The organism is Paraburkholderia sp. WS6 (genome assembly GCF_030464835.1).
Taxonomy (GTDB): Bacteria; Pseudomonadota; Gammaproteobacteria; order Burkholderiales; family Burkholderiaceae; genus Paraburkholderia; species Paraburkholderia madseniana.
This window is the reverse complement of record NZ_JALQCK010000016.1, coordinates 1-12527: the sequence shown is the minus strand read 5'-3', so window position 1 is coordinate 12527 and position 12527 is coordinate 1. Positions and strand designations below refer to the sequence as shown.

13 protein-coding genes are annotated in these 12527 nt (G+C 62.8%); 8 read left to right on the top strand and 5 right to left on the bottom strand.

Going from position 1 to position 12527, the window contains the following annotated elements:
• Positions 1–90: 90 nt before the first annotated feature.
• Together M0D64_RS19835 and M0D64_RS19830 are read right to left on the bottom strand one after the other, a co-directional pair.
• Positions 91–1113 (bottom strand): sulfate ABC transporter substrate-binding protein, encoded by a 1023-nt coding sequence (locus M0D64_RS19835; protein ID WP_266258916.1) that lies wholly within the window; start codon positions 1111–1113, stop codon positions 91–93.
• Between the two features lie 218 nt (positions 1114–1331).
• On the bottom strand, positions 1332–1934 hold the full coding sequence (locus tag M0D64_RS19830) for an alpha/beta hydrolase (RefSeq protein ID WP_266258915.1): 603 nt from the start codon (positions 1932–1934) through the stop codon (positions 1332–1334).
• Positions 1935–2226: 292 nt separating this feature from the next.
• Here M0D64_RS19830 and M0D64_RS19825 point away from each other — a divergent pair, with 292 nt between their 5' ends.
• The 6 genes from M0D64_RS19825 to M0D64_RS19800 all read left to right on the top strand — a co-directional run bounded on the left by M0D64_RS19825 (position 2227) and on the right by M0D64_RS19800 (position 6390).
• Positions 2227–3168 carry a glyoxylate/hydroxypyruvate reductase A gene (locus M0D64_RS19825; RefSeq protein ID WP_266258914.1) on the top strand — a complete coding sequence of 314 codons (942 nt, stop codon included), beginning with the start codon at positions 2227–2229 and terminating at the stop codon, positions 3166–3168.
• A gap of 76 nt (positions 3169–3244) precedes the next feature.
• On the top strand, positions 3245–4171 hold the full coding sequence (locus tag M0D64_RS19820; protein WP_266258913.1) for a hydroxymethylglutaryl-CoA lyase: 927 nt from the start codon (positions 3245–3247) through the stop codon (positions 4169–4171).
• Positions 4172–4237: 66 nt separating this feature from the next.
• Positions 4238–4759, top strand: coding sequence for a YbaK/EbsC family protein (locus tag M0D64_RS19815; protein ID WP_266258912.1), 522 nt, complete (start codon positions 4238–4240; stop codon positions 4757–4759).
• Positions 4760–4763: 4 nt separating this feature from the next.
• On the top strand, positions 4764–4991 hold the full coding sequence (locus M0D64_RS19810; protein ID WP_154558823.1) for a DUF1289 domain-containing protein: 228 nt from the start codon (positions 4764–4766) through the stop codon (positions 4989–4991).
• Positions 4988–5473, top strand: coding sequence for a MaoC family dehydratase (locus M0D64_RS19805; RefSeq protein ID WP_266258911.1), 486 nt, complete (start codon positions 4988–4990; stop codon positions 5471–5473). Before M0D64_RS19810 ends, M0D64_RS19805 begins: the two co-directional genes overlap by 4 nt.
• Complete coding sequence (locus M0D64_RS19800) at positions 5470–6390, top strand: MBL fold metallo-hydrolase (protein WP_266258910.1); 921 nt, start codon at positions 5470–5472, stop codon at positions 6388–6390. Before M0D64_RS19805 ends, M0D64_RS19800 begins: the two co-directional genes overlap by 4 nt.
• A 332-nt stretch (positions 6391–6722) precedes the next feature.
• On the opposite strand, the gene M0D64_RS19795 is transcribed toward M0D64_RS19800, so the two are convergent.
• Positions 6723–7622, bottom strand: a complete 900-nt coding sequence (locus M0D64_RS19795) for a DMT family transporter (RefSeq protein WP_266258909.1) — start codon at positions 7620–7622, stop codon at positions 6723–6725.
• Between the two features lie 114 nt (positions 7623–7736).
• Here M0D64_RS19795 and M0D64_RS19790 point away from each other — a divergent pair, with 114 nt between their 5' ends.
• Positions 7737–8207 carry an Lrp/AsnC family transcriptional regulator gene (locus M0D64_RS19790; RefSeq protein WP_266258908.1) on the top strand — a complete coding sequence of 157 codons (471 nt, stop codon included), beginning with the start codon at positions 7737–7739 and terminating at the stop codon, positions 8205–8207.
• A 73-nt stretch (positions 8208–8280) separates the two neighbouring features.
• On the opposite strand, the gene M0D64_RS19785 is transcribed toward M0D64_RS19790, so the two are convergent.
• Entirely contained in the window at positions 8281–9171 is an 891-nt protein-coding gene (locus M0D64_RS19785; protein ID WP_266258907.1) for an alpha/beta fold hydrolase, read from the bottom strand.
• A gap of 312 nt (positions 9172–9483) precedes the next feature.
• On the opposite strand from M0D64_RS19785, the gene M0D64_RS19780 reads away from it, so the two are divergent.
• A complete protein-coding gene (locus M0D64_RS19780; protein ID WP_154558828.1) occupies positions 9484–10443 on the top strand; it encodes a nitronate monooxygenase family protein in 960 nt (319 codons plus the stop codon).
• A 136-nt stretch (positions 10444–10579) separates the two neighbouring features.
• Here M0D64_RS19780 and M0D64_RS19775 read toward each other — a convergent pair.
• On the bottom strand, positions 10580–12527 hold a 1948-nt coding region (locus tag M0D64_RS19775), incomplete at its 5' end, for a methylmalonyl-CoA mutase family protein (protein ID WP_266258906.1).

The following is a 12527-nucleotide window of genomic DNA, read 5'->3' as shown; positions in this document are numbered from 1 at the left end:
AAACAGCACCTCGAATCGTCGGATGGATGTCCAACTTACCTGGGGTGCAGTTCAGAAACGAGGCGGCCTTTCTACTTCTGACGCAGAGATTTACTTCTTGTCGACGATGATCTGATCGAACGTCCCGCCATCGGAGAAATGCGTTTGCTGTGCTTTCTGCCAGCTACCGAACATCTCTTCGACAGTGAAGGTCTTGATCGGCTTGAACTCGCCCGCATGCTTCGCGAGCACGTTCTTGTCACGCGGACGCAGGTGGTGTTGCGCAATGATTTCCTGCGCAGCCGGCGACCACAGATAGTCGAGATACGCCTGCGCTTCCTTGCGCGTGCCGCGTTTGTCGACCACCTTGTCGACGATCGACACCGGCGGCGCAGCCAGCAGGCTCACCGACGGATACACCGCTTCGAAATTGCCCGCGCCCACGCCCGTGTCGATCAACGACACTTCGTTTTCGAACGTCACCAGCACGTCGCCGATACCGCGTTGCGTGAAGGTCGTCGTCGCACCGCGGCCGCCCGTGTCGAGAATCGGCACGTTCTTGAAGATCGCCTTTTCGAAATCGATCGCCTGCGCATCGGTGCCGCCGTGCTGCTTGCGATAACCCCATGCGGCCAGATACGCGTAGCGGCCGTTACCCGAAGTCTTCGGGTTCGCAATCACCACTTGCACGCCGGGTTTGGCGAGGTCGTCCCAGTCCTTGATGTGCTTCGGATTGCCCTTGCGTACGAGGAACACCATAGTCGTCGTGTACGGAGCGCTATCGTCCGGCAGACGCGCGCGCCAGTTGGCGGGCACCAGTTGACCCTTTTCGGCGAGCAGGTCGATGTCGTTCGGCTGATTCATCGTCACCACGTCAGCCTGCAGTCCTTGCAGCACCGACAGCGCCTGCGCGCTCGACGCGCCATGCGACTGGCGAATCGACACGCTCGCGCCGCTCTTCTCTTTGTATGCCGTGATGAAACCGGCGTTGACGTCCTTGTACAACTCGCGCGTCACGTCGTACGACACGTTGAGCAGCGACGTGTCTGCGTGCGCCGTCGAGATGCCGCCGAGCGCGAGCGTCATTGCCGTCATGCCGGCTAGCCAGCGCGATGTCCCCGTCTTGCCTGCCATCTTGTCCCCGCCTATCGATGATGAAAACCTGTGGCCGCACAAACGTGCCGCGTGAAGCGGGATTCTAACGGATCGCTTACTGGTTCACTCGCGCTCAACTGCGCATTCAAGTCCTCCTTCGCTTCCTCGCTCAATGACGCGTTCAGTTGCGCGCCCGGGGACTCGATCGCTTGCCGGGCAGCGGTTGCCCAAACGCCAGGCGAAGCACTCGAACCCACTCAAACAAACGCGTGCTGCGCGACCTCGAACGTCTCCTCGCGAAAACGCAGCGGCGCCGCGCAATGCACCAGCGTATCGACGAAATACTTGGCACGCGGCCACGGGCCGAATCCCGCCGCCGTGTTGATGTGTCCTGCGTCGCCGAGATTGACGAATGCGCTACCGAAACGCTGCGCGAGATCGCGCGAACCGGCGAGCGGCATCCACGGGTCGGTTTCACTGCCGATCAGAATCGACGGCACGCCGAGACGCCGCGCGTCGAACGGTCCGGCGAAGGCGAATTTCTCCGGGCTTGCAGGCGCGACGAACAGCACGCCGACCACATCGTTCGCATACGACGCCTGCTGCAACGCGTGCGCAGTCGCGAGGCAACCAAAGCTGTGGGCGGCCAGCACGAACGGCCCGCGTTCGCGCGCGAGCAGATCGCGCAGCGACTTCGCCCAGACGGCGACGTCCGGGGCGTCCCAGTCGGCCTGTTCGACGCGCAGCGAGCGCGCGAATTGCCGTTCGAGCCATGTTTGCCAGTGCGCGCCCTCGCTGCCGTGCAGGCCGGGAACGGTGACGAGCCGCGGCGGCCATGTCGATTTGGTGCATGAAAGCATGTCTGTCCCTCGCTGCCGGAATCCGGGAAATGATTGTCCCGCCGGGCGTCGCAAGGGCGAACCAAGTTTTTGTGCTTTGTTTATGGGGCAAATGCGCGGCCATGTCGCAGAGGCAAACCGCACGCCCGTGCGCAAACGCGCGCGATTCGCGGCGAAAAAGTAGAATGAAGCCTATCCGTAAAAGGAGGAGGCCCATGCCGCAAGCGTCGTCTGAAGCACCGCGGGCGTTGCAGCCGTTCTACCGGGCCTCTCCCGTCATCCGACTCGACAACGCACGCGCCTTCCGGACCGTATGAAAATCCTCTTCTACATGCCGCATTCCGACGCCGCCGCGTGGCTTCACGACTTCGCCCATGCGCTGCCGGAAGCCGATTTGCGCGAATGGCAACCGGGCGACACCGAACCAGCCGATTTCGCGGTCGTGTGGCGCCCGCCGCGCGAGATGCTGGCCGGCCGCGACAATCTGCGCGCGATCTTCAATCTCGGCGCGGGCGTCGATGCAATCCTCGCGCTCGAACACGAGCAGCCCGGCACGTTGCCGCGCAGCGCCCAATTGATCAGGCTCGAAGATACCGGCATGGCGCTGCAAATGGCCGAGTATGTGACGCATGCGGTGCTGCGTTACCTGCGCCGTTTCGACGAATACCAGACGCTGCAAAGCGAGCGCCGCTGGGAAGTGCTCGATCCGCATCCGCGTGAGACCTTCACCGTTGGCGTGCTCGGCCTCGGCGTCCTCGGTACGCATGTCGCGCAAGCAGTCGCAGCGTTCGGCATGCCGGTGCGCGGGTATAGCCGCAGTGCGCGGCAAATCGACGGCATCACGACCTTCGCCGGTGACTCACAGTTCGATGCGTTTCTCGACGGCGTGAAAGTGCTGGTCAATCTGCTGCCGCATACGCCGGATACAGGCGACGTGCTGAACACGCGCACCTTCTCTAAGCTCGCGAAGGGTGCCTATCTGATCAACGTCGCACGCGGCGGGCATCTGGTCGAACAGGATTTGCTCGAAGCGCTGGCAAGCGGCCAGGTCGCCGCCGCGACGCTAGACGTGTTCCGCGAAGAACCGCTGCCGCCCGATCATCTGTTCTGGCAGGAGCCACGTATCACGATTACGCCTCATATTTCCGCGCTCACCTTGCGCGAAGAGAGTGTCGCGCAAGTCGCGCGGAAAATGACGGCGCTGACGCGCGGCGAAGCGGTGAGCGGCGTGGTCGATATAGAGCGTGGATACTGAGCGCGGGGTTTGCACACCACCGAATTCATCTGAAAGAGCGCCGCCACGCGCGGGCTCATTGCATGGGAGACTCATCATGGCCTTGCCCCAACGCGTCAAAATCGTCGAAGTCGGCCCGCGTGACGGACTGCAGAACGAGAAAGAATTCGTCCCCACCGGGATCAAGATCGAGTTGATCAACCGCTTGTCGGCGGCAGGCTTTCGCAACGTCGAAGCCGCGTCGTTCGTGTCGCCGAAATGGGTGCCGCAGATGGCTGACGGCGCCGACGTGATGGCCGGTATCGAGCGCCGCGTCGGCACGATCTACTCGGTGCTGACGCCGAATCTGCGCGGCTTCGAAGGCGCACTCGCCGCGCGGGCGGACGAAATCGTGATCTTCGGCGCCGCCAGCGAAGCGTTCTCGCAGAAGAACATCAATTGCAGCATCGCGGAAAGCATCGATCGATTCGCGCCCGTCGCGCAGGCCGCGAAGGAACATGGCCTGCGGATTCGCGGCAGCGTGTCGTGTGCGCTGGGCTGTCCGTATCAAGGCGAAGTGCCGGTCGCGTCGGTAGTCGATGTGGTCGAACGTTTCGCGGCGCTCGGTTGCGACGAGATCGACATCGCGGACACGATCGGCGTCGGCACGCCGAAGCGCACGCGCGAAGTGTTCGAGGCGGTCACCAGGGTGTTTCCGCGCGAACGTCTGTCGGGGCATTTCCACGACACCTACGGTCAGGCACTCGCGAACATCTACGCGGCGTTGCAGGAAGGCATCGAGATCTATCACGCGTCGGTGGCGGGGCTCGGCGGCTGCCCGTATGCGAAGGGCGCAACCGGCAACGTCGCGACCGAAGACGTGCTGTATCTGATGAACGGTCTCGGCATCGAGACCGGCGTCGACCTCGCGCAAATCGTCGCGATCGGTGATTTCATTTCGACGTCGATCGGCCGGCCCAATGTCTCGCGCGCCGGCAAGGCCTTGCTTGCCAAAGCCCGCAGCGAGCAGGCCAACTGCGTTTGACGCGCGCCGCTCATTTGGCCATTCATTCCCGCACACATTTCGCCAAATCATTCAGGACCTGAAACGATGACGGATCACGCTTCCCTCGACTCCGACGATCTCGCCGCATTGCCTGACTCCGCACGCCGCGTCGCGCTGTTGTTGCGCGAACGCGGCCACGCTGGACGGATCGTAATGCTGCCGGAAACCGGCAAGACTTCCGCCGAAGCCGCGGCCGGCCTCGGCTGCTCCGTTGCGCAGATCGCCAAGTCGATCCTGTTTCGCCGCCGCGAAGACGACGCGCCGGTACTGGTGGTCGCGAGCGGCGCGAATCGCGTCGACGAAAAGAAGGTCGCGGCGCAAGTCGGCGAGATCGGCCGTGCGGATGCGAAGTTCGTCCGCGAGAAAACGGGTTATGCGATCGGCGGTGTCTGCCCGATAGGCCACGCCACGGCGCCCGTCACGCTGATCGATGCCGATCTGCTGGAACTCGACAACCTGTGGGCCGCCGCGGGTCATCCGCATGCGGTGTTCAATCTGACGGCGCAGGAACTGATTGCGTTGACGGGCGCGCCGGCGATCGACGTGGCGCTGCGCGAGACAGCGTAAAGCCATGACAGCGGGCATCGATAACGAAGACGACGAGGCTGCCGTGCCGTCACCGTGCATCAGCGTGTGCAGGATGGACGCCTCGACCGGTTGGTGCGAAGGCTGCTTGCGCACGATCGACGAGATCGCCAGTTGGTCGTCGTTCGACGACGACGCGAAGCGCGCCGTCTGGGACGCGATCGAGGAACGCCACGCGGAGTTCATGGCAAAGCAGGCAAAGGCGCAGCGGTGAACGCCGCGCCGCGCATCGTAACGATCGGCGAGACGTTCAGCTCGACGCTCGAGCTATCGGCGGAATCGGTGAAGTCGTTCGCCACGCTCGTCAACGACTTCAACCCGCTGCATCACGACGACGCCTACGCCGCGCAAAGCCGCTTCGGCGGTTTGATCGCGTCCGGCACGCAACCGACCGCGTATTTCATGGCGCTACTGGCGACCTATTTTTCGACGTACGCGCAGCCGCTCGGCCTCGAGTTCGATATCAAGCTGAAGAAAGCCGTGCACGCGAACGATACGTTGACGATCACGTGGCGCGTGCGCGACGCGTACTGGAAACCGAGTCTGAACGGCGATCTGACGCATCTCGAAGGGAGCGTGGTGAATCAACGCGGCGACATCATGTTGATCGGCACGTCGACAATCCTGGTGATGCCGAAACCCGAACCATCGGCGAATGCGGACGCGAGCACAAACCCGGACACAAGCGCACCATGACCAACCTACCGGCATCGATCCGGGTCTTCGAACGCGGCTGGCTATCGTCGAACAATGTGCTGCTGGTCGATGACGCATGTGCCGCACTCGTCGATACCGGCTACGCGACGCACGCGCCGCAAACCGTCGCGCTCGTGCAGCAAGCGCTCGGCGCGCGACCGCTCGATCTGATCGTCAACACGCATCTGCATTCGGATCACTGCGGCGGCAACGCGCTGTTGCAGTCGACGTGGCCCTGCCGTACCGCGATTCCCGCATCCGAAGCCGACGCGGTGCGCGATTGGGACGAAACCCGTCTGACGTTTCGCGCCACCGGCCAGACCTGCGAACGCTTCACCTTCACCGAGACGATCGCGCCCGGTGCGCAACTGCGGCTCGGCGCGCTCGATTGGCAAGTGCTCGGCGCACCTGGCCACGATCCGCATTCGTTGATGCTGTATTGCCCGGACGAACGCATCCTGATCAGCGCGGACGCACTGTGGGAAAACGGCTTTGGCGTGATCTTTCCCGAACTGGAAGGTGAAAGCGGTTTCGCCGAAGAACAGGCGGTGCTCGAAGCCATTGCGAAGCTCGACGTGCGGCTCGTGATTCCCGGCCATGGTTCGCCCTTCACGAATGTCGAGCAAGCGCTGGAACGGGCGTTTTCACGCGTTGCGTGGCTACGGGCCGATCCGGCACGTAATGCGAAGAATGCGTTGAAGGTGCTGATCGTGTTCAAGCTGCTCGAAGTCCGCGCGATGAGCTTCGACACCTTGCTGCGGATGCTCGACGATGCCGCCGCGATGCGCGCTGCCGCCACCATGCTCAAGTCGCGTGGCGAATGGTCCACATTGGTGCACGCGATCGTCGAGGAGTTGGCGGCCAAAAACGGGCCATTGGCGATCGATGGCGAGCGCATCGTCGCGCGCCAGGCTTGACGCGCACAGGGCTGGCGGCCGCCAGCAAGCAAGACACCAAAACCGTCGCCCCAAAAAGAAAGCCGCTCGACCATCAAGGCGAGCGGCGGAAATTCTGTCGGACGTGATCAGCGTCGATATGAATGATACGCGTGCCGGTTTTTCGATCGCATCAGTGATTTCCCTACAGAAGCTTGACACCGCCTTTTAAACCCGCATACAGACGACATTACGAAGCTTCGTAGTCGCGCGCGTTGAAGGTCATTGGTCCGTCTATATGAACAATGCCACGCGCCGATTGCTCCGGAATCCGTACTATTGCCGGCTGATCCATCGGCATCCCAGCCATTCCATCAGGTCGAAGACAGGCGTTTCTGCGGCACGATCCGCCAGCCGAGGTTCACACCAGCGGCCGCAAGCAGGATCAGCACCGCACCGAGCACCTGAATCCACGCGAGTGTCTGTCCGAACGCAACCCGGTCGACGATGATCGCCACCACCGGATAGATGAACGACAACGCGCCGGTCATCGAGGTCGGCAGCTTCTGGATCGCGCCGTAGAGCAGCACGTACATGAGCCCCGTATTGACGATACCCAGCACGATCAATTCGAGCCACTGCACACCGTTGGTCGGCAGCGCATCGAAGCGCACGAACGGCGCCAGCATCACGACACCGAGCGACACCTGGATCAGCGCAATCAGATGCGGCGGCGTGCCCTTCAGGCGCTTCGTGATAATCGACGAGACCGCGTACATCGCCGCCGCGCCCACGGCACAGGCGACCCCGACCAGATACTGGCCCGGCACCGCCAACACCGCCGGCTCGACCTTCACCACGAACACTAGGCCGATAAACGCGACCACCAGCCAGGCCACCGTCGACGCGCTGACGCGCTCGCGAAACACCAGCGCGCCCAGCGCGACCAGCATGAACGGCTGCGTGTTGTAGACGGCGGTCGCCATCGAGATCGACGCGCGTGAATAGGCCGCGAACAGCAGCACCCAGTTGATGACGATCGCCGCGCCGCCGAGCAGCGCGAGGCCGAGCATCTTCCATGAAAAGAGCTTGCGCCTGAACAGGCCTAGCACGGCGCACACGAGCGCCAGCGTCGCGCCGCCGAAAATACAGCGAAAGAACACCACATTGAACGGACTCTGCTGCGACGACACCACCAGCCAGCCGATGGTGCCGGACATCAGCATCGCCATGGTCATTTCCGCCGCGCCGCGGCGAATCTCATTTGACGCCATGATTCGACCCTCGAATTGATTCCTGCATGAGAAGCAGTGTAATTAATCCGATCGCCCGAATACAGGGCTAAACTTAAGTCGTCTCGCAAAGAAACCTAATAATCGAAGGCCGTCATGACCAAACGCCTTGCTCCCGCCACACCCACAACGCTCGATGAAACCGACCGCGCGCTGCTCGCCGCGCTGGCAGCGGACGCCCGCCAGCCGGTCAGCGAACTGGCGCGTCGAGTTGGCCTCTCGGCGCCAAGTACGGCCGAACGCGTCCGCAGGCTCGAAGCACAAGGCGTGATCGAGCGCTTCACCGTGCAGATCGATCCGCGCGCGCTCGGCTTCACGCTGCAGGCAATCGTGCGCGTGAAGCCCTTGCCCGGGCAGTTGCATCTGGTGGAAGACGTGATCCGGCGGATTCCGGAGTTTGTCGAATGCGACAAGGTGACGGGCGACGACTGCTTCATCTGCCGCCTCTACCTGCATTCGATCGAGCAGCTCGACGAAATTCTCTCGAAGGTAACCGAGCGCGCGGAGACCAGCACCGCCATCGTCAAGTCGACGCCGGTCGCGCGCCGCTTGCCGCCGCTAGGCTGAGCGGAACGCGCAACCGCGCCGCGTCATCTCGCGTGAACGAAAGGCGGCAGCGTCGCGCGCTGAACGAAGCCACTTACTGCTCGACCGCCTCGAAGAACGACAGCATTTCCGTGACCAGTTCGTCCGACGCCTCTTCAGGAATGTAATGCCCGCACGGCAATGAACGCCCGCTCACGTCCCGCGCGACGTGACGCCATTCCGCCAGCGCGTCGAAGCACTTCTCGATCACCCCCTGCTCGCCCCACAACACACGCAGCGGACAGCCGATCTTGTGGCCGCGCTCGATGTCGGCCCGGTCGTGCTCGAGGTCGATACTCGCCGATGCCCGATAGTCCTCGCACATCGCATGCACGGCGCCGGGTTGCGCCAGCGCGCTGCGATACGCGTCAAGCGCTTCGGGCGCGAACGGCGCGAGGCCCGCGTGACGGCTGCCCATTACCGCATCGACATACGCGGCCGGGTTCGCGCCGATCAGCGTCTCTGGCAGCGGCTCTGGCTGGATCAGGAAGAACCAGTGGAAGTAGTGTGTCGCGAAGGCGCGGTCGGTGGCTTCGTACATCGCGAGCGTCGGCGCGATGTCGAGCAGCATCAACCGCTCGACGGCGTCGGGATGATCGAGCGCCATCCGGTGCGCGACACGAGCCCCGCGATCATGGGCGCACACGAGGAATCGTTCAAAGCCGAAGTGGCGCATCACGGCAACCTGATCAGCGGCCATCGCGCGTTTGGAATACGGTGTGTGGTCGGCGTCGCTGGGCGGTTTGCCCGAGGCGCCGTAGCCACGCAGGTCGGTGGCAATGACGGTGAAGTGCTCCGCCAGTTGCGCTGCGCACCGCTGCCAGATCAGATGCGACTGCGGGTGACCGTGCAACAACAGCAGGGGCGGCCCTGCCCCGCCCTTCACTCCGAAAATATCGACGTCGCCCACGGCGACACGAAAGGGCGTGAAATCCTCGAAGGCCATAGCGGGTCTCTTGTCGTTTGGGAGTCAAACCATTGTAGAAGCGCAATGTGTCGATGCGGGGTGGGATAGCCCACGCAAGCATAGAACCTGAACACTCCTTCCAACTGTTCCAAACGGACACGATCCGGCAGCTTCGCCTATAATCGAACGATCGTTCTTAAATTTCCGGGCGGTCATGGCAAACGCGTGGTGGGATTGCAGCGGCAGCACGGCTGCTGTTCAGTCTCGACGCACCACAGGCCATGGGCCGCTAAACTCACTATCGCCGGGCGCTCTACACCGCACCGGTCCGTTCATCAGGAGACTCGCACCATGGCATTGCCCGCCGTCCTGCAAAAACTCGCGCTGCCCGTCGTCGCTTCGCCGATGTTCATCGTCAGCTATCCCGAACTCGTGTTAGCTCAATGTAAGGCCGGTATCGTCGGTTCGTTCCCCGCGCTGAATGCTCGCCCGGCCGAACTGCTCGACGAATGGCTGACGCAGATTCAGGCACAGCTCGCCGAGCACAAGGCGGCTAATCCCGACGCGGTCATCGGGCCGATCGCCGTCAACCAGATCGTCCACCAGTCGAATACGCGGCTCGAGCACGACGTGCGTGTGTGCGTCGAACACAAGGTGCCGATTTTCATCACCAGCCTGCGCGCACCGGCGCGCGAGATCGTCGACGCGGTGCATAGCTACGGCGGCATCGTGCTGCACGACGTGATCAACCTTCGGCACGCGCAGAAGGCCCTGGAAGCGGGTGTCGACGGACTGATCCTGGTGGCGTCGGGCGCCGGCGGCCACGCGGGCACGACCTCGCCGTTCGCGCTGGTCGGCGAGGTGCGGCGCATGTTCGACGGCCCGATCGTGCTGTCCGGCTCGATCGCCAACGGCGGCTCGATTCTCGCCGCGCAGGCCATGGGCGCGGACCTCGCCTACATGGGCACGCGTTTCATCGCGACCAAGGAAGCGCACGCGGTCGACAGCTATAAGCAGGCGATCGTCAATTCCACGGCGTCGGACATCATCTACACGAACCTGTTCACCGGCGTGCACGGCAACTACATCCGCGAAAGTATCGTGAATGCGGGGCTGGACCCGGAGGCGCTGCCGGAATCGGACAAGACCGCGATGAACTTCGGCAGCGACAAGGCGAAGGCGTGGAAGGACATCTGGGGCGCAGGCCAGGGCGTCGGTCTGATGGACGACGTGCCGAGCGTTGGTGAGCTGGTTCGGCGTTTGACGCAGGAATATGACGACGCGAAAGCGCGGTTGGGGATTGCGCGGTAAGTGGCTTGTTAAGGTGTTTTGCTGCGGCTCTCGGTTCTGGAGCCGCAGCATGTACGGTACTTACACCCAGGCGTTATGCAAGGTCCCTTGAGCGGGCCTCACATGTGGGTCGTGCGTACTGGCTCGCGCCCAAACTTCACATATTGCGGCGGTACTGCCCGCCCACTTCAAACAACGCGTGCGTGATTTGCCCGAGCGAGCAGACGCGCACGACGTCCATCAGCACCGCGAACACGTTGTCGTCGTCGATCACTGCGCGCTTCAAGCGTTCAAGCGCCGCGGGTGCGTCGTCACGGTGTTGCGCCTGAAAATCGCGCAGGCGTTTCAACTGGCTCTGTTTTTCCTCGTCGGTGGAGCGGGCGAGCGCGATCGGCTGCGGCGCTTCATGCGGATGCGCGCTCAAAAACGTGTTCACGCCGACGATCGGATACGAGCCGTCGTGCTTGCGATGCTCGTACAGCATCGACTCGTCCTGAATCCGTCCGCGCTGATAGCCCGTTTCCATCGCGCCCAGCACGCCGCCGCGCTCGGTCAGCCGATCGAATTCCGCCAGCACCGCTTCTTCCACCAGATCGGTCAACTCCTCGATCACAAAGCTGCCCTGATTCGGATTCTGATTCTTCGCCAGCCCCCATTCGCGGTTGATGATCAACTGGATCGCCACCGCACGGCGCACCGAATCTTCGGTGGGCGTGGTGATCGCTTCGTCGAATGCATTGGTATGCAGCGAATTGCAGTTGTCGTAGATCGCGATCAGCGCCTGCAGCGTGGTGCGGATATCGTTGAAGTCGATTTCCTGCGCGTGCAGGCTGCGGCCCGAGGTTTGCACGTGGTACTTGAGCTTCTGGCTGCGTTCGTTCGCGCCGTAGCGTTCGCGCATTGCAATGGCCCAGATGCGTCGCGCGACACGGCCGAGCACCGTGTACTCCGGGTCCATGCCGTTCGAAAAGAAGAACGACAGATTCGGCGCGAAGTCGTCGATCGACATGCCGCGCGCGAGATACGCCTCGACATAGGTGAAGCCGTTCGCGAGCGTGTAGGCGAGTTGCGAGATCGGGTTCGCGCCCGCCTCGGCGATGTGATAGCCGGAGATCGACACCGAATAGAAATTGCGCACGCCGTGATCGACAAAGTACGCCTGAATATCGCCCATGACCTTCAGGCTGAACTCGGTCGAAAAGATGCACGTGTTCTGGCCTTGGTCTTCCTTCAGGATGTCGGCCTGTACGGTGCCGCGCACGTTTTCCAGCGCTGTGCGGCGAGCGGCGGCGAGTTCGCCCTCCGTGAGCGGACGACCTTGCTCCTGCACCATACGCGCGATCTGTTGATCAATCGCGACGTTGAAGAACATCGCGAGAATCGTCGGCGCCGGCCCGTTGATCGTCATCGACACCGACGTCTCTGGCGCGCACAGATCGAAGCCGTCGTAGAGCGTTTTCATGTCGTCGAGCGTCGCGACGGAGACGCCCGAGTTGCCCACCTTGCCGTAGATGTCGGGGCGCTCGTGTGGATCTTCGCCGTAGAGCGTAACCGAATCGAAGGCCGTCGAAAGACGTTTGGCCGGCATGCCTTCGGAGAGCAACTTGAAACGTCGGTTGGTGCGGAACGGATCGCCTTCGCCAGCGAACATCCGTGTCGGGTCTTCGTTTTCGCGGCGGAACGGAAACACGCCGGCAGTGAACGGAAAGTAGCCCGGGAGATTGTCGAGCATCAGCCAGCGCAGGATTTCGCCGTGGTCGACGAATTTCGGCAGCGCGACTTTGCGGACCTTGGAGCCGGATAGTGTCGTGACGGTGAGCGCGGTGCGCATTTCGCGGTCGCGTACGCGGACTATGTGTTCGTCGCCGGAATAGGCGGCCACGGTTTGCGGCCAGGTTTTGAGGAGTTTGCGTTCGCGTTCGCCGAGGGCGGCGGTGCGTTGGGCGATGAGTGTGTCGAGTTGGGTTTGGGGCGTGTTTGCGGAGTTTGCGGAGTTTGCAGAGGCATTTGAGTCTGAGCCTGCAGAGGCGGCGGCAGCGACATCAAAGGATGTGCCTGTGCCTGTGCCTGTGCCTGTGCCTGTGCCTGTGCCTGTGCCTGTGCCT

Bases quoted from the DNA above. Each gene is read 5' to 3' on its own strand.
- M0D64_RS19790 (WP_266258908.1), top strand. From the start codon at position 7,737: ATGACCAAACGCCTTGCTCCCGCCACACCCACAACGCTCGATGAAACC.
- M0D64_RS19780 (WP_154558828.1), top strand. From the start codon at position 9,484: ATGGCATTGCCCGCCGTCCTGCAAAAACTCGCGCTGCCCGTCGTCGCT.
- M0D64_RS19825 (WP_266258914.1), top strand. From the start codon at position 2,227: ATGAAAATCCTCTTCTACATGCCGCATTCCGACGCCGCCGCGTGGCTT.
- M0D64_RS19815 (WP_266258912.1), top strand. From the start codon at position 4,238: ATGACGGATCACGCTTCCCTCGACTCCGACGATCTCGCCGCATTGCCT.
- M0D64_RS19835 (WP_266258916.1), bottom strand. From the start codon at position 1,113: ATGGCAGGCAAGACGGGGACATCGCGCTGGCTAGCCGGCATGACGGCA.
- M0D64_RS19785 (WP_266258907.1), bottom strand. From the start codon at position 9,171: ATGGCCTTCGAGGATTTCACGCCCTTTCGTGTCGCCGTGGGCGACGTC.
- M0D64_RS19820 (WP_266258913.1), top strand. From the start codon at position 3,245: ATGGCCTTGCCCCAACGCGTCAAAATCGTCGAAGTCGGCCCGCGTGAC.
- M0D64_RS19795 (WP_266258909.1), bottom strand. From the start codon at position 7,622: ATGGCGTCAAATGAGATTCGCCGCGGCGCGGCGGAAATGACCATGGCG.
- M0D64_RS19800 (WP_266258910.1), top strand. From the start codon at position 5,470: ATGACCAACCTACCGGCATCGATCCGGGTCTTCGAACGCGGCTGGCTA.
- M0D64_RS19830 (WP_266258915.1), bottom strand. From the start codon at position 1,934: ATGCTTTCATGCACCAAATCGACATGGCCGCCGCGGCTCGTCACCGTT.
- M0D64_RS19810 (WP_154558823.1), top strand. From the start codon at position 4,764: ATGACAGCGGGCATCGATAACGAAGACGACGAGGCTGCCGTGCCGTCA.